Source organism: Flavobacterium ginsengiterrae (assembly GCF_039539785.1).
GTDB lineage: Bacteria > Bacteroidota > Bacteroidia > Flavobacteriales > Flavobacteriaceae > Flavobacterium > Flavobacterium ginsengiterrae.
This window is the reverse complement of record NZ_BAABDU010000003.1, coordinates 935836-959528: the sequence shown is the minus strand read 5'-3', so window position 1 is coordinate 959528 and position 23693 is coordinate 935836. Positions and strand designations below refer to the sequence as shown.

Sequence of the window (23693 nt, the reverse complement as noted above, 5' to 3'; positions counted from 1 at the left end):
TTTTATGGCACAGTATTTACCTATTGATTATCAGTAAATTATTTAAAAAATGGACAAGGTAATTCCTCGTAAAAATAGAAAATTTAGATATCTCACAATAGCAATTGGAGTTTTTTTAGTTTTGGCTGTCATCATCTTTTTTTCTTTTAATTCGAAAAGAAGTTTAAATGTAAAAGCCGATGAACTTTCGGTTCAAAAAGTCGAAAAAGCTTTTTTTGAAGATTTTGTTGTTTTTCAGGCAAAAGTTGAACCGCTTAACGTAATGCTTGTAAATGTTACAGAAGGAGGATCTGTAAAAGAGATTTTTGTTGAAAACGGCGCCACAGTTACAAAAGGACAATCACTTGCCCGTTTATACAACCCAAATACTGAATTGAATTATTTAACTCAGGAAACGGCAATTATTGAGCAAATCAATAATTTGAATACAGGAAAACTAAACATTCGTAATCAGGAATTAAACCTAACTAAGGATTTGGTTTTAATTGAACACGATTATAATGATGCCAAAAGATTATACGACGTAAATGCCAAATTGTTTGCTAAAGATGTAATTTCTAAAAACGACTGGAATACATTTAAAGAAAGTTTACGTTTTCAGGAGGAACGCAAAAAAACCATTCAGCAGAGTATTCAAAAAGAAAAACAAACGAATCAGGTTCAGATTTCACAAATTAACCGTTCGATTCAAACTATGGAAAAAAGTCTTGATATTTTAAGAAACAACAAAAAGAACTTTTTAATTACCGCTCCAGAATCTGGCCGATTAACTTCTTTTGAACCAGTTTTAGGAAAAACGTTTCAGGCGGGAGAAAGCATTGGAAAAATCGACTCAAAACAAGGTTATAAACTTTCTGCTAATGTCGATGAGTTTTATCTGGAAAAAATTCGTGAAGGCTTAAAAGGTCAGGTAGAATTTAAAGGAAAAACACTTGAAGTTATTGTTACGAAAGTTATTCCTGAAGTAAAAAATGGTCATTTTATTGTAGAATTAGCTTTTGCATCAAAAGAAAATATTGTTTTGCAAGATGGTTTAAGTTTTGGCGTAAAGCTTATCTTATCTGAAAAAAATAAAATTCTGGTGGTTCAAAAAGGAAGTTTTAACCAGGAAACCGCCGGAAAATGGATTTTTGTTGTAAAAGGAAACAAAGCCGAAAGAAGAAATATAAAACTGGGAAGAGAAAATCCTTCTTATTATGAAGTTCTGGAAGGTCTGAAAGAAGGCGAATCTGTAGTAATTTCGTCTTATTCAGATTATAAAGATATTGAAGAACTATCAATTAGTTCAGAATAAAAGTTTCAGGTTTCAGGTTTCAAGTTACGAAAACCTGAAACCTGAAACCTGAAACCTGAAACTTGAAACTTGAAACAAAAAATCAAAAAATATAAGATATCAATCATCAATCAAAAAACGAATTAATAACTAATCCTAAAAAATTATGATAACGATACAAAATTTAACCAAAGTTTTTAGAACAGAAGAAGTTGAAACTGCTGCTTTGAGCGGTATTAATTTAGAAATCAAAAAAGGTGATTTCCTAACTATTATGGGACCTTCTGGCTGTGGAAAATCGACTTTGTTGAATATTATAGGACTTTTAGACAGTGCAGACAGCGGCAGTTATAAACTGTTAGATCAGGAAATGATTGGCTTAAAGGAAAAAGGAAGAGCGCAGGTTCGTAAAGAAAATATTGGTTTTATTTTTCAAAACTTCAACTTAATCGATGAGCTTTCGGTTTACGATAATATCGAACTGCCTTTGCTTTACAACAATGTTAAGGCTTCTGACAGAAAACAAAAAATTGAGGCTATTGCCGAAAAACTAAATATTTCTCATCGTTTAAAACATTATCCGCAGCAGCTTTCGGGAGGACAACAGCAAAGAGTTGCCGTGGCAAGAGCTTTAGTAAACGATCCTAAAATTATTCTTGCCGATGAGCCAACAGGAAATCTTGACAGTAAGAACGGTAATGAGGTAATGGAACTTTTAACAGATCTGCACGCAAAAGGTGCTACGATTTTGATGGTTACCCACTCTGATTATGATGCTTCTTTTTCACAAAGAACAATTCACATGAAAGACGGAGTTATATTTTCTGAAAAATTAAATCAACGAAATGTTGATGTTTTTATGGACGCTAAATAATTAAATGATGATCAAAATTATTGTTACTGCACTTGTGGTTCTGGTAGAATTTGTGTGCAAAATTTTCACTCTTCTTTAAGAGACATTTATCTAAAAACCAATAACGAACTAAAATAATATACCATGATTTTTAACTGGTTTAAAATATTTATTTATCATTTAAAACAAACCAAATTGTTTTCGTTTTTAAATGTTTTAGGATTAAGCATTGGGATTGCCAGCGTAATTTTTGCCATCTTATACTGGAATAATGAACACTCTTATGACCAATGGAATCCAACAAAAGAAGAATCTTATATGGTTCTGAATAAAATTGGAGGATCTGGAGATATCTGGGCAACCAACTCTATTCCGTTTGGTGAAACCTGCGAAGCCACTATTCCAGAAATTGAATCTCTTTCTTTTTTTTATACCTGGTATGATGGAGCACCCATAAAATATAATGGTAAAAAGGTAATGACTAAAAAAATCACTATTGCCGATAATCATTTTTTTGATATTTTTCCTTTCCCAATTATAAAAGGCGCCAAATCTAATATTCTAAAAGAAAAAAATAGTGTTGCCCTGTCAGAAGAATCAGCTCAGCTTCTTTTTGGAAATGAAGATCCTATTGGAAAATCTGTTACTTATAACAGTAACGTTTATATCGTAAAATCGGTTTATCGTTTAGTTACACCTTCATCTATAGAGCCTTCTTATGTTTTTGGCGGTGTAAAACGTGATAACGATAAAGATCAGTGGGGAAATTTCAATTACGGCATGATGATTAAAATCAAAAAAGGAGTTGATCCTGCTTTGGTTTTAAAGAAAATGCAAAATGTAAACTATGTAAACAGAACTCTAAAAGATGCTAAAGCAGCGGGGATTTCTGTAGAGAAACATATCAAAGAAAATGGTGAAACGACCGTAATGATGGACCAGTTAAAAACAGTGCGTTTACATGGAACAAAATCGGCAGGTGACCGCAATTTTCCCGAAGGCCGCGGTAATTTGCAATTGCTGTACATTATGGGCGGTCTGTCTCTTTTGATTCTTATACTTTCATTGGTAAATTATATCAATCTGGCAACAGCATCGGCTATAAAACGCGCCAAAGAAGTTGGTGTGCGTAAAGTTGTAGGCGCAACCAAAAAACAGATTATTATCCAGTTTATATTTGAAACTGCTATTATTGTGGTTCTGGCCATTTTATTTGCTCTGGCCATTGTCGAACTTTCACTTCCTTATTACAATAGCTTTTTGAGAAAAACTCTGACTATGAATGGCGGGGAATTTTACCTGCAGCTTATTTTTATTTTTGGATTAGTAATTGTCTGTGCGGGTATATTTCCTGCCATTTATATCTCGAATTTTGAAACCTTAAAAGTTTTAAAAGGAAATTTTTCAAGAAGCAAAAGCGGTATCTGGATTCGAAATTCGATGTTAATTTTTCAATTTGGAATTGCTGCCTTTTTCATCATTGGAGCATTAATCGTAAATTCTCAGGTTGATTATATGATGAATAAAGAACTTGGTTTTAGCGGAGATCAGGTTATTAGTATTCCGTATAATACTCCGGATCGTCTTAAAAGAACAGATCAATATTTAACAGCCAAACAGGAAATTAAGAAAATTTCAGGCGTTCAGGATGTTACTACTTTTGCAGGATCTTTTGGAGGCAGTACCAATTCTAGTTCAGGATTTACACATAATGGTATTTTTGTGCAGCCGCGAAATGTCGAAATGGATTTTGGTTTTCTTAAAATGATGAAAATCAAAATAGTTCAGGGCCGTGATTTATCTCCTGAGTTTGCATCAGATACCGTTAATAGTATGCTTTTCAACGAAACTCTCGTTAAAGCTCTAAATCTCAAAAATCCAATTAATACAATTATTACTTCCGGATGGGGGAATGAGAAAGGAAATATGAAATTTAAAATTGTTGGTGTTGTAAAAGATTTTCATATTACAGGTTTACAAAACAAAGTACCGCCAATGGTTTTTGTTAATATAAAAACTTTAGAATGGAATAATTTTAATAATGTCTTTGTAAAAGTTTCCCCCAATAATTTAAAGGAAACTTTATCAAAATTAGAAACATACTGGAACAAGAACGTAAATCCTGATTATCCTTTTGAATATGAATTCGTTAATAAAGGTTTTGCCAAAACTTATGAAGAACAGATAAAACAAAAAAACTTATTTTTTATTTTAAATTTAGTTGTAATTACAATTGCTGTCTTTGGATTGTTTGCTTTGGCATCATTTTCGATGGAGAGAAGACTGAAAGAAATTGCGATTAGAAAAACATTAGGAGCAGAAACAGATATTCTGTTAAAAGAATTATCAAAACAATATATTGCTTTCTGCGGTATGGGATTTTTAATTGGAATTGTTCCGGCTTATATTTTATTACAAAAATGGCTGGAGGATTTTGCTTTCAGAGTTAATATTTCAGCAGTTCCGTTTAGTATTGCATTGGTTTCATTATTAGTCCTTACCTTAATTATTGTAACGGCTAAAGCATATCAGGTTACTAAAATCGATATTTTGAAATATTTAAAATATGAATAACTTGTAGACCATTTTTTTAAAAACCCTCGTTGGAAATCAAAATCCAGCGAGGGTTTCTTTTTTATTTTAAAGCTACAGAATCTGAATACAGGAGTTTATCCAGACTTTTATCGCGATCATACACATCAGGATAAAAACCTACTTCGCCTTCGTCGTTTACCCAGGCTGTAAAATAACCTATATAAATAGGAATCTTATTTTTAAGCATGCAGGTTGTTTCTTTTTCTCCGCTCATAGCATTATTGATTTTATCAACCGGCCAGTCGGGATTATCTTTTAATATTTCTATTGCCAGCTGTTTAGCATCTCGTACGTTAATGCATCCGTGGCTGAAAATACGTTTTTCAAAATCGAACAAACTTTTTGCGGGTGTGTCGTGCAGATAAATATCGTTTGGGTTAGGAAACATAAATTTTACTAATCCTAGCGAATTATTAGGTCCCGGTTTTTGTCTTACAGCACCACCATTCCACTCCATATTATGCTCTGCCAGATAATTTTTATCTTCGGCCATCTTAAGTTTCAGTTCATTTTTTATAATGCTCGCAGGAACATACCAATAAGGGCTAAATACAATTCGGTCGATATTACCGCTAAAAATTACTGTCTCAGTCATTCTGGTTCCCACAAAAACATCCGAAACCAAATCATATTTTCCGTTTTTTACATAAACCAATCTAAATGAAGGAATGTTAACCATAACATATTCATCTGCTTTTGCCAGCTGAGTCGGAATCCATCGGCATCTTTCCATATTAAGCATAATAGTTCGGATTCTATTACCAATAGGTTCATTCATTTGAGCAATATGATCTTTGTCTATCGTATAATTCAATTTAAGACCATAACGTTTTTTATACTTCAAAACAGCATCCATCAGTTCCTGATCATAGTACTGGCTTTTTGAATTTTCTTTTAAATCTCCCACAACATATAAACGTTCTCTGATTTGCTGAACCACTTTACCGCTGTCTAAAGGTTTTAATTCTTTGAAATTAGCTTCATCAATATCAATTTTTTTCCACAGTCCGTTTTTTTCAATAGTTCTATATCTTTTTAATGCATCCTGAAGCTTATAGTATTGTCCAAAAAGCAGATTTTCATCTTTATTAAGTCGGCTTGGATCGCCCATAAGCGAATCTAAAATCCTGTCGTAAGAAATAGTTTTTGTAGGCAGGAACCAGCCTATTTTTTTCAACGTCTGCGCATCAACACCAGAGTAAACATTACTGGCATAAAAAACATACATATTAGACAAAAGAAGTTCAGTATCTTTTTGCGGCAGTTTGTTTGAAACCGTTTCATTAAAAACATCGTCTACCAAATCCATATACGGCATTTTGGCTTTTATTCCCTGTTCATTTAAAAGCCCAACTTTATGATACAGTAAAGCACCAAATTCGCTCACGCTTTTATCATCATACCAAATCGTTTTGTATTCTTTCTTTTTATAAAGATCCTCAACATCTTTTTGATATTGTTTCAGCTTGGGATATTTCGCGTAAAAGCTGTTTATAGAAGCCGCATCGATTGTTCCTAAAACAATTCTGGAACTGTTTTTAAAAACATTATCAAATTCTCTGATTTCATTTTTCAGATTTAAAGTACTGCCAGCTGAAGCAAAAGAAAACAATAAAAAACTACAGGCAGTAATTACAGATAAAGTAAAATTTCGCATATTTTTAAAGTTTAAATTTTTAAACATTATTTAAAAAAATATCGAAAACTCATAAAGAAGCTCCAAAAACAAGTTTTCATACTTTTTTGACTATTTGGAAATCTTCGATTTAGGGACTCAAATTTAATCAAGAAAAATGACATTTTTGCATTTATTGAAGTAAATTTCATACGAATATTTCAAATCAAAAAACTTTAAAAGTTCAGGTTTTAAAACCCGTATTTTGATTTTTGATATCATTTTTAAAATCATTTTGATCATTTTGACCAATCTTAATATCAATAAATACAATTTAAAAGCGTTTGAATCCGAACTTAATCTGTTATCTTTGCAGTCTGAAATCAGTTTAAATTAACATTGAATTCTAAATTGATTTTTTTCCATACACATATAGCATAACAAAATGAAATTAGATAGAAAAGAAATTCTTAAAGCTCTAGAAACAATTACTATAGCTGGAGAAGGGAAAAATATGGTTGAAAGCGGTGCGGTTGCGAACGTACTTACTTTTGGCGACGAAGTTGTTGTCGATTTAGTATTGCACACGCCTGCCATGCATATCAAAAAAAGAGCAGAAGACGATATTAAAAAAACAATTCACGAATTAATATCTGCCGATGCAAAAATTAAAGTAAACATTAAAGTTGAAACACCAGAAAAAGCAGAAATTAAAGGTCGCGCTATTCCTGGAATTAAAAATATTATTGCTGTTGCTTCTGGAAAAGGAGGAGTTGGAAAATCAACTGTTACAGCAAACCTTGCCGTTACACTTGCAAAAATGGGCTTTAAAGTAGGTGTTTTAGATGCCGATGTTTATGGTCCGTCTATGCCGATTATGTTTGACGTTGAAAACGAAAAACCGGTTTCGATTACTGTTGATGGAAAATCAAAAATGAAACCTATTGAAAGCTACGAAATTAAAATGCTTTCTATTGGATTTTTTACAGCGCCAAGCCAGGCTGTAATCTGGAGAGGTCCAATGGCCGCAAAAGCATTAAACCAAATGATTTTTGATGCTGATTGGGGAGAATTAGATTTTATGCTTTTAGATTTACCTCCGGGAACAGGAGATATTCACCTTTCTATCATGCAGTCGCTTCCAATTACCGGAGCTGTTGTTGTAAGTACACCTCAGGCCGTGGCTCTTGCTGATGCTAAAAAAGGAGTTTCTATGTTTATGCAGGATAACATTAATGTTCCTGTTTTAGGTATTATTGAAAACATGGCTTACTTTACACCAGAAGAATTGCCAAATAACAAATACTATATTTTTGGTCAGGAAGGAGCAAAAAATCTTGCTGCAGATTTAGATGTACCATTTTTAGGAGAAGTGCCTATTGTACAATCTATTCGTGAAGCTGGAGATTACGGACGTCCTGCAGCATTGCAGACTGCTTCGCCAATCGAAAGTGTTTTTGAAGAAATTACACGAAATGTAGTGCAGGAAACTGTAAACAGAAACGAAAGTCTTCCGGCTACTGAAGCAATCAAAATTACAACAATGGCGGGATGCTCTGCTGTGAAGAAAAATTAAATTAATTGAGATAATGAGAAAATTAGATAATCAGGCACATCTGATTATCTAATTGACCAATTTTTAATATAAATAAGATAATGAGAAAAGAAGATCATTGGATAAAGAGTTATCTAATTTTCTAATTGACAAATTTTCTAATTAAAAAAGTTATGACAACAGAAGAATTAACAAATAATGTTTTATTGGCTCTTGACGAAATCAGGCCATTTTTGAAATCAGACGGCGGAGACATTACACTAATTTCTATCGACGATGATAAGCATGTAAAAGTTCGTCTTGAAGGCGCCTGCATTAGCTGTAGTGTAAATCAAATGACACTTAAAGCTGGAGTTGAAACGACTATAAAAAAATATGCACCACAAATTGAGACTGTGGTAAATATTATGTAACAAAAGTGATATTTTGGCCTTCAATTTGTTTTTAATGAATTAACAAGAATAATAGGCCTTTATATAATAACTTTTGTAAAAATTCAATAAAAAGCTTAATAATTGCAGTTTTTTGAGGATTTAGCAAAAAACTATACGAAGATTTAAGAGTTTTAGTTAACTATTTGTTACGTTTTTAACTTAAATTTGTGACATAACCTAAATCTTAAATCTATGAAAAAGTTTTACGCTCTATTTTTATTATTGTTTTATGTTACAGCAAATTACGCTCAAAATAAAACAATTGTTGTTGACAAAGCTTGGGTAAGCGAATCTGAAGAATGGTCGGATTTTACATATTCGGGAAAAATTGTTTTTTCGATTAATCCTAACGATGTCCCGGGAACTTTAAGTATTGGAAACTATGATTTTCTATACGACTTTGTTGACGGAAAAGGGAAATTTGCAAACAAAGCAACTTACAGTGCTGCTCAGTTTTCAAATCCAAGAAAAATTTCATCAAGTACTGACAAACAAGGCGTTTTAAACTCGACTTATGAAGGTACATTAATTTTTCAATCAGATAGAGATTATTACTCGGTTATTGCAGTTATTACAATTCTTGAAAAAAGCGACAGTGTTTTAGGAGTAAAAATGCGCCTTAAAGAAGGTAACAGAAAGGAGTACGCATTTAGCACTAAACCTGCCAGTTAGTATAAATACCAGGATTTTTTCACGTTATAAAATCCTGCCAATAAATCCCCATAATAAATGGATGTATTAATTAAGATTAAAGATCGAGAAGGAGTTATACACGAATTACAGGCTCCAACTGATATGGCAATGAATATAATGGAGTTATGCAAAGCATACGAACTTCCTGTTGAAGGAACCTGCGGAGGAATGGCTATGTGCGCTTCCTGCCAGTGTTATGTTCTAAATGATGTTGCATTACCGGAAATGGGTGACGATGAAGAAGCCATGCTGTCGGAAGCATTTTATGTTAAATCTAACAGCCGTTTAGGTTGTCAGATACCAATTACAGAAGATTTAGAAGGTTTGGAGTTAGAATTAGCTCCTGAATATTAAAAAATAATAAAGGCGGGAATTTATTGATTCCCGCCTTTTTTATGTCTACTGATATCTTAAACCCGACAGGTTTTAAAAACCTGTCGGGTTTATTGTACGCAGTTATCTTTGTCTAAGTTTAAAACTTTGGATAAAATTAAAATAGCACAAGTCGATATTATTAACTATTTTTTATTATGCCTTCAAATTCACTTATAATTTGATTTTCCTCTTTTTGCAGCCATTCAAGGTGTCCAAATAATTTATTAAAATCATTTTTAGCTTTTTTTATTGTTTTAAAATCTCGATAGTTCGAGTAGAAAATTGGTTTCTTACTTTCGCCAGCAACATAATTAAAATCAAAAAAGTATGCCCATACATATAAATCAAACTTTATTAATTTGATATGATAAGGAGCAGGCTCAATAATTATTTTTTCTCCAATATATCTGGAAGGAACTCCTTTTGAATAATAAAAATTAAAATTACTTTCTAATAAGTTTGTCTCAATTATTTGAATTGGCTGAACTAGGATAAACTCATCCAGAAGTTCATAAAAAATATCAAAAGCTTTTCGTTCATCTTTATTACATTTTTCCAGAATAATATGAAGCCAATGCATACTACTACTATGTTCTATTTCTAATTTTCTACGCAACCAGACATTGAAATGTTCAAATGGTGGAATGCTTTTAATCCTTACATTTAAATTAAATCCAAAAAGAAAATTACTCAGACCGGTTAATGTAATGTCATCTCCAAAATACATTGCTGGTCTTAGCCGAATAAGCTGAGCCATCTCAATAGTCGATAATGTTTCGGGATAATTTTTCATTTTTTATTCTTAAGCTTTCTAAATCGTTTACTTTAAGACATCTTATTATTATTTTTAGGTTTTTACCAATGCTGAAAGCGTTGAACTAAACAATATTCAAAAATATCAGCAAAATATTAAATACACAGACTAAAAAAGACATAATTACATCAAAATAAGCCAATTTTATAAATACAAAAAAACCGTAATTACGGTTTTCTCTTTATAACAATTTTCTTTAAGCTCTTAATAGCAAATCAATCTTGAATTAGGATTATATTGTTTAACAACATTGCAAAATAAGCCATGTATTTTCAAACTTCTCTTTTCTTAAATCGTCGTCTTTTATCCAGAAATACAAACGTCCACAATCACCCCACATCATTCCTGCTTCATCTTCATTACTGTCAATTTGAAAAAGTAAGTTCCAAGAATCTACATTTTTAGCTAAATCTGCTGCGTTTGAATCATCATACCCTGATTGATTACCACAGTATAGTCCATTTGTAACTAATTCGCACTCTAATTCCATTCCACCCTGAATATTATCAGAATGTCCAAGTATTTTATTGATGATTTCTCCTTGCTTTATTTCTTCTTTTATTTTAAAATATTTTTCTGTATCGTCCTCATTCATTTCAATTCCTTCCATTAGATTGCTAAAATAATCTGGAAGATTAAAGGTGTTTTGAAAATTTAATTTGCAACTGTAAAAACCATGATAATCTTCCAAATCTGCAGGTCTTTTTTTTCGTTCCAGATTTTCTAAACTACCTTTGTAAAAATAAACTTTAGAACAATCTTTGTCTTTTGGGTCAAATCCCCATGTTGACTGCTCTGCATCATAAAAGAAATATAAAATACCTTCATTAGGCAATTTGTTATCTAAATCAAAAGCTTTTATTTCTGCTAAATTAATTTGAGCCACAAATGACATGGGTTTTTCTTTAAACTTAAACCAATCTATCTCTTTTGGCAAATCAGGACAGCCGCCAATTTTTGACTGTCCAATAAAAATATCATTTTCATATGCTTTTTCCAGATAAACATTTATTGCGTTTTTTATCTTAGATTCAGCAATATTCCAAAATTTAGAAAGTCCATTTCTGTCAAACAATTCTTTTATTTCTTTTACATCCATAATATTTTTTCTCAAAAATAGATTTTTGCAAACTTACACATAGCTCAAAAACATCATAAATATATCAAGATAAGCCATTTATAAACCACAAAAAAACCGTAATTACGTTTTACTGCAATTACGGTTTTCTCTTTATAACAATTTTAATTAATCTCTCAATTATACCAAACCTGCTTTAATTAAATATTCAGCAATTTGAATCGTGTTTGTCGCAGCACCTTTTCTTAGGTTATCAGCAACAATCCACATGTTTAATGTATTTGGCTGGCTTTCGTCACGGCGGATTCTTCCAACAAAAACATCATTTTTACCTTCTGCATATAATGGCATTGGGTATGTAAATGTATCTAAATTATCCTGTACCACTACTCCATCTGTATTATGAAGGATTTCACGAACTTCGTTTACATCAAAATCGTTTGTAAACTCAACGTTTACGGCTTCGCTATGTCCGCCTACAACTGGTACACGAACCGCAGTTGCTGTAACTCTAATCGTGTTATCACCAAGAATTTTTTGAGTTTCGCGAACTAATTTCATTTCTTCTTTAGTGTATCCGTTTTCTTCAAAACTGTCGCAGTGAGGAATTGCGTTTCTATGGATTGGATATTTGTAAGCCATATCGCCCTGAACTCCTGCATATTCGTTTTCTAATTGTTTTACCGCTTTTACACCAGTTCCTGTAATAGATTGGTAAGTAGAAACAATGATTCTTTTAATGTTGTATTTTTTATGCAATGGAGACAACGCCAAAACCATTTGAATTGTAGAACAGTTTGGGTTTGCAATAATTTTATCTTCTCTTGTCAAAACATCAGCATTGATTTCTGGAACTACTAATTTTTTAGTCGGGTCCATTCTCCATGCCGAAGAGTTATCAATTACAGTTGTTCCGGCAGCAGCAAATTTTGGAGCCCATTCTAAAGATGTATCTCCTCCGGCAGAGAAAACAGCGATATCTGCTTTCATATCAACAGCCGTTTGTAATCCTACTACTTTATATTTGGTTCCTTTGTATTCGATTTCTTTTCCTACTGATCTTTCAGATGCAACAGGGATTAATTCTGTAACAGGAAAATTTCTTTCTGCTAAAACTTTAAGCATTACTTCGCCAACCATTCCGGTAGCACCTACAACTGCAATTCTCATTTTTATATTTTTAAATAATCAATTAATCTAATTTGTATAGCAAAAATAAGTAATATAAAACTTTTGACAAGGCGATTCACAAAAAATAACAAAATGTTATAATTTAAACATTTTGTAAAAAAACCGCCTCGTTAAAAGGCGGTTAAGTTAGACTTAGTGTAGCGGTATATTGTATTATTGTTTATTTTTCAAAAGATCTCTAATCTGCGTAAGAAGTTCTTCCTGAGTTGGCGCAGCTGGTTGATTCGGTGCTGGCTCTTCTTTCTTTTTAAGACTGTTCATTCCTTTAATAACAAGAAATAAAACAAATGCCACAATGATAAAATTAATTACAGCCGAAAGAAACAGACCGTACTTTACACCTCCAAATGCCGTAAGATCCTGAATTTTTTCTAAATGCGCTGCTTCTAGAGCTGGCTTTAATACCAAAGGTGTAATTACGTCTTCAATGAATGAACTTACAATTTTACCAAAAGCAGCTCCTATAATTACAGCAACGGCAAGGTCAACTACGTTGCCTTTCATTGCAAATGCCTTAAATTCTGAAAAAAATCCCATATCTGATTTGTTTAGTTTTACATTAAATGAATATCTAAAATACGTAATTTTCCTTAAAATCCCGTGCTTTATCTAAAAAATACACGTTTTACTCTTTGCGAAATACTAGTCATGATTTCATACGGAATTGTTTTTAAAGCTTCGGCCATTTCAATTACAGTTGGGCTTTCGCCGAAAATAATTACCGAATCTCCTTCTTTACAATCGATATGACTTACATTAACCATAAGCATATCCATACATACACTTCCTACGATTTTTGCTTTTTGGTTTTTAATCATTACATAACCCACTTCATTGCCCCATAATCTAGAAATTCCATCGGCATAACCAATTGGTATTGTAGCAATTTTGGTTTCTTTCTCAGCCATAAAACGACGCCCATAACCTACGCTGTCGCCAGCCGGAATGGTACGAACCTGAGAAATAATAGATTTTAACGTTCCTACATTCTCCAGATATTTTTGTTCTGAAGGATCATTTGAAACACCATATAAACCAATTCCTAATCGCACCATATTGAATTGTGCCTCTGGAAAATTACTAATTCCGGATGTGTTTAAAATATGACGAATTGGGTTTATATTTAGTTCTGACATTAGTTTTGAAGACAGTTTTTCGAATAAAGAAATCTGCTGTCTCACAAAATCAAAATGTTTAGGATCATCGCTTGTTGCCAAATGCGATAAAATACTTTGTACACGAACTGTTGAATTTCCTTTTAGAGTTGCAATTAATTCGTCAATCGTATTGTTTTCAAAACCTAAACGATGCATTCCTGTATCCATTTTAATATGAATTGGATAATCTTTTAAGTTCTTTTCACGTGCAATTTTCAAAAATGCATTTAGTCCTTTTATGCTGTAAATTTCCGGTTCAAGTTTATATTGAATTATCGATGGAAAACTTGTCGATTCTGGATTTAAAACCATTATAGGCAGTTTTATACCGCCGCTTTTTAGTGCAATTCCTTCATCGGCGAAAGCCACGCCTAAATAATTTACTTTATTATGCTCAAGAAGTTTTGCAATTTCCAGCCCGCCGTTTCCGTAACCAAATGCTTTTACCATTACCATGATTTTTACATCATTGGCTAATTTCGATTTATAGTAATTTAAGTTGTGATTAATGGCATCGAGATTAATCTCCAGAACGGTTTCGTGCGTTTTTTCTTCAAGAAGCGAAACAATGTCTTCAAACTGAAATGTTCGTGCTCCTTTTATCAAAATAGTTTCATTATTAAAATCAAACTTTTCTATTTCTCTAATAAAATCGGCAGTATTTTGAAACATTGTGCTATTGGCAAATTTGGCCGCAAAAGAAGAAATTGTTGGCCCAATACCAATTACTCTATTGATTTTGTTATCTGAAATAAGCTGAGCAACTTTAGAATATAATTCTTCGTTAGAAAATCCGCTTTGAAAAATATCTGAAAGAATAACCGTTTTTGAAGCATTTGTTTTTTGGCTTTCCAGAAAATCGAGTGCAATTTTAAGCGATTGAAAATCGGAACTGTAACTATCGTCGATTAAACTGCAATTGTGGATTCCGTTTTTAACTTCAAGACGCATTTCTACCGGATAGAGCATTTTGACACGATTTTGAATTACATCAGAATCATATTTAAACTCCAATAAAACCAACAAACAGGAAATAGCATTTTCTATAGAAGCCGAATCGCTGAACGGAATTTCTAAATTGAAAATTTCATCTTTATACTGATATTTGATTTCTGTTGAATCGTTTTTGGTTTCTTTTTTCAGAATAAAAACGTCAGCAGAAGCATCTGTAAAACTCCAGGAAAATAATGTTCTGTTTTCGAGCGGGAACTCAGCTTTAAAATCGGAAAGACATTTATTTACCAACTCATTTTTTTGATAAATAATAACCGACGACTTTTTAAAAAGCAATAATTTCTCTTTTATTTTTTGTTCGAGATTTTCAAATCCTTCATCATGTGCAGAGCCAATACTGGTTAGAACGCCAATATTTGGTTTGATGATTTTTTCAAGATTTGTCATTTCGTTTACTGTCGAAATACCTGCCTCGAAAATTCCCAGATTATGTTTTTCATTTATAGCAATTACAGAAAGCGGTACGCCAACCTGCGAATTATAACTTTTTGGGCTTCGAATAATGTTGTAATCCGGACTCAGCAAAAAGTTAAGCCATTCTTTTACAATCGTTTTTCCGTTGCTTCCGGTTAAACCAATGATAGGAAAATGGAATAAATCACGATAATACCCTGCTAATTCCTGAAGTGCTTTGAGCGTGTTTTCTACCACTAAAAAATTGGCTTTTCCTTTTACATTTTCGGGAATATACTGCACAACAAAATTCTGAACGCCTTTTTCTATAAGTTCAGAAATGTATAAATGAGCGTCGTTATTGGCTCCGGAAAGGGCAATAAACAAAGTTTCAGATCCGTTTTGTAAAGAACGGCTGTCTATCGAAATATGGTCGACAAAAATATCAGTATCAGAGCCTGTCCATTGTGCATTAAAAACAGGGATCAGGCTTTTTAAATTTATGCTCATTTAGAAAATTCTTTTTGTCAAATTTAAAAAAAGGTTTGCCACGAATGGCAGGAATATTTTGGAATTTATTGTTAAATAAAAAAAGGAGTCTGACGCGAATTACACAAATTATTACATTTAGATTCTAAAAATGACAGAATAAAAATGTACTAAAAATTTGTGAAAGTTTTTTCAATTAATTTCAAAAAGCATTAATTGTTTATATTTGTTTAATACCACAAAAATTACGTTTTGAAAAAAATACTTCCACTATTCTCCTATATTTTTCATCCGATTTTTATATCGATGTACGCGACGTTGTTTTATCTGTTTTATAAGGAAGATATTTTTACTACGCAGGAAAAATATTTTGTTTTGTTTCAGATTTTGGTCATAACGATTATTGTTCCCATTTTGTTCTTTATGCTGCTGCGTTCTACCGGACATGTAAAATCGATGATGCTTCCTGAAAATTCACAACGCAGGATTCCGCTTATTTTACAGTGTTTTTTATATATTCTGCTGGTAAAAAGAAGCATTGTTATTATGCGTTATCCAGAACTTCATTTCTTTTTTCTGGGCGCATTGTTTAGTACCATTCTGGCTTTGGTATGTTCACTTTTTAAAATAAAAGCAAGTCTTCACATGGTCGCAATCAGTGGTTTTACAATTTTTGCAGTGGGCTTAAATATGCATTTGCAAATGCATAATCCGTATTGGGGAGCATTTTTAATTTTAATGAGTGGTATTATCGCTTCATCCCGATTAGAAATGAATGCGCATACACCAAGAGAACTCCTTATTGGACTGTTTATAGGTGTTTTACCACAGGTTTTGTTTTTATATTTGTGGTTATAAAATATAAAAAATCAATCCGGCGTTTAGCGTTTTCATACTCACTTTTTCACCGTTTAATGTAGTGGTGCCGTCTTTAAACAGCGGACTTAATCCGTAATATAAGTACAAATTCCAGGTATTGTATCCGGCAGAAAGATACGGTCCGTATTGAAATTTATTAATTGCATCGTTATTATTTATCCTGTAAGTCGTTTCTCCATCGTCTAAAATAGAAGTATTTGAGAACAGATAGCTCAATTTTACACCTGCGTAAATCCTCCAGAATTTGGTGCTTTCGTAAGTAGAATTACGCCATCTAAATTCGATTGGCAGATCGACAGAATATTGTCGGTAACGATTTGAAACAATTTCTCCGGCATCGACAACATTATATACTACGTTTCCGGTTCCGTCTTTTGAAACCGCAAAATTTTGATAATAGTTTTGATAACTTAATCCTAAACCTGCAGCAATAGCAACAGTTCTTGATTTATTGACAGGCATATCTCGCAGAATTCCTCCCGAAAGTCCAAGAGAAAATTTGTTTTGCTTAAATTTTTGCGGAATATCAGTAAACATATTATAAGTTACAGAGAAATAAAACTGGTCTTCTCTATACAAAGAATCTATTTTAATTATAGGCGGTTTCACTTCTGTTTTTACATCCTGCTGAGCAAAAGCATTCAAAAACGAAACTAAAAACAAACAGCTAAAAAGTAATCGCATATATTTTTTTGGTTTTAAAAGAGATGAATAAAATAAACGTTTATGAGAATCAATTTATTTCACATACAAATATAATATAATGCCAGTTCTGGATGCGATTAGAAAACAATTATTCTTTTTTTGATTATGAATAATTGGTTTTACTGCGCTTTTTTCAAAGATTATGCAGCAGAATTGAAAAAACAGGTTTGTATTTGTGTGATCTTTTATACCTTTGCTGTTCATGAAGAAAAAACAGCTCATATTAAGTTTTTCATTTGCTGTAACAGTATTGTTCTCAATATTGTTTCAGTCAATACACAGTTATGAGCATATTTTAAAACAGCTTTCAGAAAAACAATGTCATCACGATTATAAAGATCCTAATGGCGAAATCACGCATCAGCATCATAATTACGATGTTTGTTTTGTATGTAATTTTGCTTTTGAAAGTTTCATTGTTCCAGATAGTTTTTCTTTTCAATTTCATTCTTTAGACAGCCATATTCCTTATTTTTTACCGCTGTCTGAAAAAATTTACTCTATTTCAAAACCTTCGTATCTGTTACGGGGTCCGCCTGCAGCTATAGTTTCGTAAGCACCATTAAAAAATCCAATTTCTTTTTAAACTAAAATTCAAAACCACATTGAGTTTCCTAATCCTATTTTTTATATTTAGGATCAGAATGCTTTGCTGTTGGTTTTATATTTTCATTTAAAAGGGAAAAAATCAAAATTTAACTATAGCATTTTTCAAATGAAAAAATACATAATTGCCCTAATTTTAGGGTTTTCGGGCATACTTTCTGCTCAAAATTCGGTTTCAGGAACAGTAACCGATAATCAAAACAATGCACTACCGGGCGTTTCTGTTTATGCCCCTGAATTACACAAAGGAACGACAACAGATGCCAACGGAAAATATGAATTAAACAATCTTCCAAACGGAAGCCTTCGTATTGCTTTTACGTATGTTGGATATGCCAATCAAAATAAAACTATCGCAAAATTATTAAAGCAGAACGTTTTAGATATTACTCTTGAAGAATCGATTTTAGAAATGGACGAGGTAGTGGTTTCTACTCCGTTTAACAAACTGCAATCGCAAAACGTAATGAAAATTGAGCATGAAAGCATTAAAACATTACAGCAAAAAGGAACTTCAACTTTAATTGAAGGTTTAGCAACGATTCCCGGAGTTTCGCAGATTTCTACCGGAACTTCTATTGGAAAACCGGTAATCCGCGGACTTAGCGGCAATCGTGTTTTGGTTTATTCACAAGGAGTTCGTATCGAAAATCAGCAGTTTGGAGACGAACATGGTTTGGGTTTAAACGATGCAGGAATTGAAAGCGTAGAAGTTATTAAAGGTCCGGCTTCATTATTATATGGTTCTGATGCTTTGGGAGGGGTTTTGTATTTTAATCCTGAAAAATTTGCCGATGCAGGAACTTTTAAAGCCAATTTCAGTCAAAAATATTTTACCAATACACAAGGAAGTAATTCTTCTATTGGTTTAAAAACATCTACAGATAACTGGAAATTCTTAGCCCGCGGAAGCTACAATACACATTCTGATTACAAAATTGCCGATGGTGATCGTGTAACAAATTCACGCTACAACGAAACTGATTTTAAAACCGGAATTGGATACAGCAACTCAACTTTTTCAAGCGTTTTAAGATACAACTACAACAAACTGGATATTGGAATTCCGGAAGATGGAATCGCTGAACAATCATCAAGTAAAGACACGCAATTTCCAAGACAGGGAATTTTTAATCATTTATTGAGTTTAAACAATACCGTATTTTTTGAAAACTCAAAACTTGATGTTGATTTAGGATATATTTCTAATGACCGAAGTGAGTTTGAAGACAGCAATGAAGCTTCTTTACACATGAAACTGAACACTTTTAATTATAACGCAAAATATCATTTTCCTAAATTCGGAAAAATCGAAACTATTTTGGGAGTTCAGGGAATGCACCAAACGAATAAAAATTCTGGTGAAGAATACTTGATTCCAGATGCCACAACGAATGATTTTGGTGTTTTTGGAACTGCCAACTACGAATGGAATAACAGCGTTATTCAGGCAGGATTACGTTTTGATAACAGAAATGTAAATTCTATTGCACACGGAACTGAAGGTGAAGAAGGTTATTTCCAGGCTTTAGACCGATCTTTTGACAGTTTTAATGCTTCCTTAGGATATAAAACAAAATTAGCAGAACCGTTTACGCTTCGTTTAAATGTAGCGACCGGATTTAGAGCGCCAAACTTAGCAGAGTTAACTTCAAACGGAGTTCACGAAGGAACAAATCGTTACGAAATTGGAAATGCTAATTTAAAAACAGAACAAAATGTTCAAACAGATTTGAACTTAGAATACAAAAACACACATTTTGAATTCTTTGTTAACGGATTCTACAATCACGTAAACAATTATATCTACACTTCGCCAACCGGAGAAGTTCTTGAAGATAATGATGTTTTTGCTTATGTTCAGGATAACGCACAATTGTATGGTGGTGAAGTTGGTCTTCATTTTCACCCTCACCCATTAGACTGGTTACATTTTGAAACTAGTTTTGAAACCGTTACAGGGAAAAAAGACAATAAAGATTATCTGCCGCTGATTCCCGCAAACAACTGGAATAATACATTAAGAACTGAATTTAATATCAAAAACTGGTTAAGCGAAGGTTTTGCTTCTTTAAATGTTTCGTCAACTTTCAGCCAGGATAACGTAAGCGGTTTTGAAACGGCTTCTAAAGGTTATACTTTGGTAAATCTTGGTTTTGGCGGTACTGTAAAACTAGGGAAACATGCGTTTGATGTAAACTTGAACGGAAACAATCTATTCGATAAAAAATACATTGCCCACCTTTCAAGATTAAAAACAGACGGTATTCCAAATATTGGAAGAAATATCGTTTTGGGAGTTAATTTCAACTTATAAGATTTTTGTTTAACCGCAAAGAACGCAAGGATTTTTCGCAAAGTTCGCAAAGGTTTATTCAGTCTTGTGATCATGAAATATCTATAATTTAAAAATCTCGCAAAGGCTCAGAGACGCAAAGTTTTTTTAAATTTCTTTGCGACTTCGCGTCTTTGCGAGATTAAAACTTTACGAGCCTTGCGTTCTTTGCGGTTAAATTCTCAGATCTCACAAAAAGTACTATTTTTGTTACACACAGAATATAAACTAACTATGAAAAAAACATTTTTATTAATGGCCATTACAACTGCAGGAATTTCTTTTGGACAAAATAAAATTCAATACCCGCAAACCAAAAAAGGTGAAACTGTTGACACTTATTTTGAAACTAAAGTAAACGATCCCTACCGTTGGTTAGAAGATGATAAATCTGCCGAAACTGGTGCGTGGGTAAAAGCAGAAAACGAAGTTACATATGCTTATTTAGATAAAATTCCGTTTCGTGAAGAACTTAAAAAGCGAATGGAAAAACTTTGGAACTACGAAAAAATTGGTGCTCCGCATAAAGAAGGAAATTACACTTACTATTCTAAAAACAACGGACTACAAAATCAGTCTGTGGTTTACAGAAAAGATCAAAATGGAAAAGAAGAGGTTTTTCTTGATCCCAACACATTTTCTAAAGACGGAACGACTTCTCTTGGCGGATTAGATTTTTCTAAAGATGGAAACAAAGCAGCTTATGCAATTTCTGAAGGCGGAAGCGACTGGAGAAAAGTTATTATTATTGATGCTGTTTCTAAAAAGGTTTTAGAAGATACTCTTGTTGATGTAAAATTCAGCGGGATTTCATGGCACGGAAATGAAGGTTTTTATTACTCTAGTTATGACAAACCAAAAGGAAGCGAACTATCTGCTAAAACAGATCAGCACAAATTGTATTTCCACAAACTGGGAACTTCTCAAAAAGATGATAAAGTAATTTTTGGTGCCGATCAAAAAAGAAGATATGTGGGCGGTTATGTAACCGAAGACAACAAGTATCTTGTAATTACAGCTGCAAATTCGACTTATGGAAATGAGCTTTATATTAAAGACTTAACAAAACCTAACAGCCCGATTGTTACTATTGTTGACAATTTTAATACAGCAAATAATATTATCAAAAACGAAGGAAGCAAACTGTTTATCGAAACAGATTATAATGCTCCAAACGGACGCGTGGTTACTGTAGATGCTGCAAATCCTAAACCTGAAAACTGGAAAGATTTTATTAAAGAAACAGCAAATGTTTTATCTCCTTCTACCGGTGCAGGTTACTTTTTTGCCAATTATACTAAAGATGCCGTTTCGCTGGTACAACAATATGATTACAACGGAAAATTAGTTCGTGAAATCAAACTTCCGGCTGTTGGAACTGCTGGCGGATTTGGCGGAAAAAAGAACGAAAAAATTCTATATTACAGCTTTACCAACTATACAACTCCTGGAAGTATTTATTCTTTTGAGCCAAAATCCGGCAAATCAGAAATTTATCAAAAACCAAAAGTTGATTTTAAAAGTGAAGATTACGAGTCTAAACAAGTTTTCTATACTTCAAAAGACGGAACAAAAATCCCAATGATTATTACGTATAAAAAAGGAACTAAACTAGACGGTAAAAACCCAACAATCCTTTACGGTTACGGCGGATTCAATATCAGTTTAACTCCTGCTTTCAGCATTGCAAATGCAGTTTGGTTAGAAAATGGCGGTGTTTATGCTGTTGCCAATCTTAGAGGAGGCGGTGAATACGGAAAAAAATGGCATGATGCAGGAACAAAACTTCAAAAACAAAATGTATTTGATGATTTTATCGCCGCTGCAGAATATTTAATCGCTCAAAAATATACTTCATCTGATTATTTAGCTATTCGCGGAGGATCGAACGGAGGTTTATTAGTAGGTGCAACTATGACACAGCGTCCTGATTTAATGAAAGTAGCTTTACCTGCTGTTGGTGTAATGGACATGCTGCGTTACCATACTTTTACAGCTGGCGCAGGATGGGCTTACGATTACGGAACTGCTCAGGACAGCAAAGAAATGTTTGAATACTTAAAAGGATATTCGCCGGTTCAAAACGTTAAAAAAGGAACAAGTTATCCAGCGACAATGGTAACTACAGGTGATCATGATGACCGTGTTGTTCCTGCTCACAGTTTTAAATTTGCTGCAGAATTACAAGACAAACAAGCAGGAGAAAATCCGGTTTTAATTAGAATTGACGTAAAAGCAGGTCATGGCGCAGGAAAATCTGTCGCTGCGACAATACAAGAAAACGTAGACATTCAAGCGTTTACACTTTACAATATGGGTTTTAAAGCTTTACCTTCGAAGTAAGACTTTAAACTAATTTTTTTAGCCGCGAATTCACGAATTATTTTTGTGAATTCGCGGCTATATTTTTTTTCACGCAGATTGAGCTGATTTAATTAAAAAATCTGCGCGCATCTGCTTAAATCTTTTTAAATCTGCGTGAAACAAATTAGTGCAATTTGTGTAATTCGTGGCAAACCTTTTTTAAATTTGAGAAACCTAAAACTTAAACCATGAAAATTATTAAATGGGGAATTATTGGCTGCGGAAATGTTACCGAAGTTAAAAGCGGACCTGCTTTTCAGAAGATTCCAAACTCTGCTTTAGTTGCTGTAATGCGCAGAGACGCGACTCTTGCCGAAGATTATGCCAAACGTCACAACGTTCCGAAATGGTATTCAAAAGCCGAAGATTTAATTAATGATCCCGAAGTTGACGCTGTTTATATTGCTACTCCTCCATCTTCTCATAAAGAATATACGATTTTATGTGCCAAAGCAGGAAAGCCAGTTTATGTTGAAAAACCAATGGCTTTGACTTTTGAAGAATGCAACGAGATGATCAGTGCCTGCAAAGAGCACAATGTTCCATTGTTTGTGGCTTATTACAGAAGAGCTTTACCTCGTTTTTTAAAAATAAAAGAAATAATAGACGAGGGTAAATTAGGAAATATTCGACATGTAAACTGTGTTTTATACCATCCTTTTGAAGAGCGTTATGATGACGAAATTAATCTTCCTTGGACTGTTTTACCTCATATTTCCGGAGGCGGTATTTTTGTTGATTTAGCCTGTCATACTTTGGATTTCCTTGATTTTGTTCTAGGCCCTATAAAGTCTGTCCGAGGACATGCTACTTCTCAATTATTGGCTTATCCTGCCGAAGATTCGGTTTCAATGTCATTTCTTTTTGAAAACGGAATTCACGGATCTGGAATTTGGAATTTTGCAAGTTTTGAGCGTTATGACAATACCGAAATTGTTGGCGATAAAGGAAAAATATCTTTTTCAACTTTTGGAAATGATCCAATTCATGTTCAATATGCAAATGGAGAAAAAGAAAGTATTGCTATAGAGAATCCATTACATATTCAACAGCCTTTTATTGAAACTGTTGTTGCTGAACTTTTAGGACAAGAGGGCGTGTCGCCATCAAAAGGAACTTCCGGAGCAAGAACAACCTGGGTTATTGATGAAGTTTTAAAAGAGTTTAGAAATTCTAAATCTTAATATTGTTATTTTTCCTTTAACTGGAATCCCACATAAAAAAAAGAGAATATTCATTATGAATATTCTCTTTCTAAAAAAACTAAAAAACTTC

The 23693-nt window shown here is 33.0% G+C and carries 19 protein-coding genes; 12 read left to right on the top strand and 7 right to left on the bottom strand.

Going from position 1 to position 23693, the window contains the following annotated elements; translation table 11 throughout:
* Positions 1-49 precede the first annotated feature (49 nt).
* From ABD859_RS07025 to ABD859_RS07015, 3 genes are all read left to right on the top strand, one after another.
* Positions 50-1294, top strand: coding sequence for an efflux RND transporter periplasmic adaptor subunit (locus tag ABD859_RS07025; RefSeq protein WP_345142116.1), 1245 nt, complete (start codon positions 50-52; stop codon positions 1292-1294).
* 145 nt (positions 1295-1439) lie between these two features.
* Entirely contained in the window at positions 1440-2147 is a 708-nt protein-coding gene (locus ABD859_RS07020; protein WP_345142114.1) for an ABC transporter ATP-binding protein, read from the top strand.
* A gap of 123 nt (positions 2148-2270) precedes the next feature.
* A complete protein-coding gene (locus ABD859_RS07015; protein WP_345142112.1) occupies positions 2271-4700 on the top strand; it encodes an ABC transporter permease in 2430 nt (809 codons plus the stop codon).
* A 61-nt stretch (positions 4701-4761) separates the two neighbouring features.
* Here the strand turns inward: ABD859_RS07015 and ABD859_RS07010 are convergent, their stop codons facing one another.
* On the bottom strand, positions 4762-6378 hold the full coding sequence (locus ABD859_RS07010; RefSeq protein WP_345142109.1) for a L,D-transpeptidase family protein: 1617 nt from the start codon (positions 6376-6378) through the stop codon (positions 4762-4764).
* Between the two features lie 403 nt (positions 6379-6781).
* Here ABD859_RS07010 and ABD859_RS07005 point away from each other — a divergent pair, with 403 nt between their 5' ends.
* The 4 genes from ABD859_RS07005 to ABD859_RS06990 all read left to right on the top strand — a co-directional run bounded on the left by ABD859_RS07005 (position 6782) and on the right by ABD859_RS06990 (position 9372).
* The gene (locus ABD859_RS07005) at positions 6782-7912 is read left to right on the top strand and encodes an Mrp/NBP35 family ATP-binding protein (RefSeq protein ID WP_345142106.1); all 1131 of its coding nucleotides are present in this window, start codon (positions 6782-6784) and stop codon (positions 7910-7912) included.
* Positions 7913-8064: 152 nt separating this feature from the next.
* Positions 8065-8304, top strand: a complete 240-nt coding sequence (locus ABD859_RS07000) for a NifU family protein (RefSeq protein WP_012023406.1) — start codon at positions 8065-8067, stop codon at positions 8302-8304.
* A 213-nt stretch (positions 8305-8517) separates the two neighbouring features.
* The gene (locus ABD859_RS06995; RefSeq protein WP_345142102.1) at positions 8518-8997 is read left to right on the top strand and encodes a hypothetical protein; all 480 of its coding nucleotides are present in this window, start codon (positions 8518-8520) and stop codon (positions 8995-8997) included.
* A 57-nt stretch (positions 8998-9054) separates the two neighbouring features.
* A complete protein-coding gene (locus ABD859_RS06990) occupies positions 9055-9372 on the top strand; it encodes a 2Fe-2S iron-sulfur cluster-binding family protein (protein WP_091490641.1) in 318 nt (105 codons plus the stop codon).
* A 160-nt stretch (positions 9373-9532) separates the two neighbouring features.
* Here the strand turns inward: ABD859_RS06990 and ABD859_RS06985 are convergent, their stop codons facing one another.
* From ABD859_RS06985 to ABD859_RS06965, 5 genes are all read right to left on the bottom strand, one after another.
* Complete coding sequence (locus ABD859_RS06985; RefSeq protein WP_345142099.1) at positions 9533-10186, bottom strand: hypothetical protein; 654 nt, start codon at positions 10184-10186, stop codon at positions 9533-9535.
* A 262-nt stretch (positions 10187-10448) separates the two neighbouring features.
* Positions 10449-11321 (bottom strand): YwqG family protein, encoded by an 873-nt coding sequence (locus tag ABD859_RS06980; RefSeq protein ID WP_345142097.1) that lies wholly within the window; start codon positions 11319-11321, stop codon positions 10449-10451.
* A gap of 144 nt (positions 11322-11465) precedes the next feature.
* Entirely contained in the window at positions 11466-12455 is a 990-nt protein-coding gene (locus ABD859_RS06975; RefSeq protein ID WP_345142094.1) for an aspartate-semialdehyde dehydrogenase, read from the bottom strand.
* 174 nt (positions 12456-12629) lie between these two features.
* Positions 12630-13013 carry a large conductance mechanosensitive channel protein MscL gene (mscL, locus tag ABD859_RS06970; RefSeq protein ID WP_345142090.1) on the bottom strand — a complete coding sequence of 128 codons (384 nt, stop codon included), beginning with the start codon at positions 13011-13013 and terminating at the stop codon, positions 12630-12632.
* 68 nt (positions 13014-13081) lie between these two features.
* Positions 13082-15550 carry a bifunctional UDP-N-acetylmuramoyl-tripeptide:D-alanyl-D-alanine ligase/alanine racemase gene (locus ABD859_RS06965; protein ID WP_345142088.1) on the bottom strand — a complete coding sequence of 823 codons (2469 nt, stop codon included), beginning with the start codon at positions 15548-15550 and terminating at the stop codon, positions 13082-13084.
* A gap of 231 nt (positions 15551-15781) precedes the next feature.
* Between ABD859_RS06965 and ABD859_RS06960 the strand changes: the two genes are divergently transcribed.
* Complete coding sequence (locus ABD859_RS06960) at positions 15782-16387, top strand: hypothetical protein (RefSeq protein WP_345142086.1); 606 nt, start codon at positions 15782-15784, stop codon at positions 16385-16387.
* On the opposite strand, the gene ABD859_RS06955 is transcribed toward ABD859_RS06960, so the two are convergent.
* Positions 16382-17092, bottom strand: a complete 711-nt coding sequence (locus ABD859_RS06955) for a porin family protein (protein ID WP_345142083.1) — start codon at positions 17090-17092, stop codon at positions 16382-16384. The two genes, ABD859_RS06960 and ABD859_RS06955, sit on opposite strands and share 6 nt — an antisense overlap.
* Positions 17093-17315: 223 nt before the next feature.
* On the opposite strand from ABD859_RS06955, the gene ABD859_RS06950 reads away from it, so the two are divergent.
* From ABD859_RS06950 to ABD859_RS06935, 4 genes are all read left to right on the top strand, one after another.
* The gene (locus ABD859_RS06950) at positions 17316-17669 is read left to right on the top strand and encodes a hypothetical protein (RefSeq protein WP_345142080.1); all 354 of its coding nucleotides are present in this window, start codon (positions 17316-17318) and stop codon (positions 17667-17669) included.
* 159 nt (positions 17670-17828) lie between these two features.
* Entirely contained in the window at positions 17829-20036 is a 2208-nt protein-coding gene (locus tag ABD859_RS06945) for a TonB-dependent receptor (RefSeq protein ID WP_345142078.1), read from the top strand.
* Positions 20037-20288: 252 nt separating this feature from the next.
* Positions 20289-22397 carry a prolyl oligopeptidase family serine peptidase gene (locus tag ABD859_RS06940; RefSeq protein ID WP_345142074.1) on the top strand — a complete coding sequence of 703 codons (2109 nt, stop codon included), beginning with the start codon at positions 20289-20291 and terminating at the stop codon, positions 22395-22397.
* A 209-nt stretch (positions 22398-22606) separates the two neighbouring features.
* Positions 22607-23602, top strand: a complete 996-nt coding sequence (locus ABD859_RS06935; RefSeq protein ID WP_345142072.1) for a Gfo/Idh/MocA family protein — start codon at positions 22607-22609, stop codon at positions 23600-23602.
* The last annotated feature ends 91 nt before the right edge of the window (positions 23603-23693 follow it).

Bases quoted from the DNA above. Each gene is read 5' to 3' on its own strand.
- ABD859_RS07025 (WP_345142116.1), top strand. From the start codon at position 50: ATGGACAAGGTAATTCCTCGTAAAAATAGAAAATTTAGATATCTCACA.
- ABD859_RS07020 (WP_345142114.1), top strand. From the start codon at position 1,440: ATGATAACGATACAAAATTTAACCAAAGTTTTTAGAACAGAAGAAGTT.
- ABD859_RS07015 (WP_345142112.1), top strand. From the start codon at position 2,271: ATGATTTTTAACTGGTTTAAAATATTTATTTATCATTTAAAACAAACC.
- ABD859_RS07010 (WP_345142109.1), bottom strand. From the start codon at position 6,378: ATGCGAAATTTTACTTTATCTGTAATTACTGCCTGTAGTTTTTTATTG.
- ABD859_RS07005 (WP_345142106.1), top strand. From the start codon at position 6,782: ATGAAATTAGATAGAAAAGAAATTCTTAAAGCTCTAGAAACAATTACT.
- ABD859_RS07000 (WP_012023406.1), top strand. From the start codon at position 8,065: ATGACAACAGAAGAATTAACAAATAATGTTTTATTGGCTCTTGACGAA.
- ABD859_RS06995 (WP_345142102.1), top strand. From the start codon at position 8,518: ATGAAAAAGTTTTACGCTCTATTTTTATTATTGTTTTATGTTACAGCA.
- ABD859_RS06990 (WP_091490641.1), top strand. From the start codon at position 9,055: ATGGATGTATTAATTAAGATTAAAGATCGAGAAGGAGTTATACACGAA.
- ABD859_RS06985 (WP_345142099.1), bottom strand. From the start codon at position 10,186: ATGAAAAATTATCCCGAAACATTATCGACTATTGAGATGGCTCAGCTT.
- ABD859_RS06975 (WP_345142094.1), bottom strand. From the start codon at position 12,455: ATGAGAATTGCAGTTGTAGGTGCTACCGGAATGGTTGGCGAAGTAATG.
- mscL (WP_345142090.1), bottom strand. From the start codon at position 13,013: ATGGGATTTTTTTCAGAATTTAAGGCATTTGCAATGAAAGGCAACGTA.
- ABD859_RS06965 (WP_345142088.1), bottom strand. From the start codon at position 15,550: ATGAGCATAAATTTAAAAAGCCTGATCCCTGTTTTTAATGCACAATGG.
- ABD859_RS06955 (WP_345142083.1), bottom strand. From the start codon at position 17,092: ATGCGATTACTTTTTAGCTGTTTGTTTTTAGTTTCGTTTTTGAATGCT.
- ABD859_RS06950 (WP_345142080.1), top strand. From the start codon at position 17,316: ATGAAGAAAAAACAGCTCATATTAAGTTTTTCATTTGCTGTAACAGTA.
- ABD859_RS06945 (WP_345142078.1), top strand. From the start codon at position 17,829: ATGAAAAAATACATAATTGCCCTAATTTTAGGGTTTTCGGGCATACTT.
- ABD859_RS06940 (WP_345142074.1), top strand. From the start codon at position 20,289: ATGAAAAAAACATTTTTATTAATGGCCATTACAACTGCAGGAATTTCT.
- ABD859_RS06935 (WP_345142072.1), top strand. From the start codon at position 22,607: ATGAAAATTATTAAATGGGGAATTATTGGCTGCGGAAATGTTACCGAA.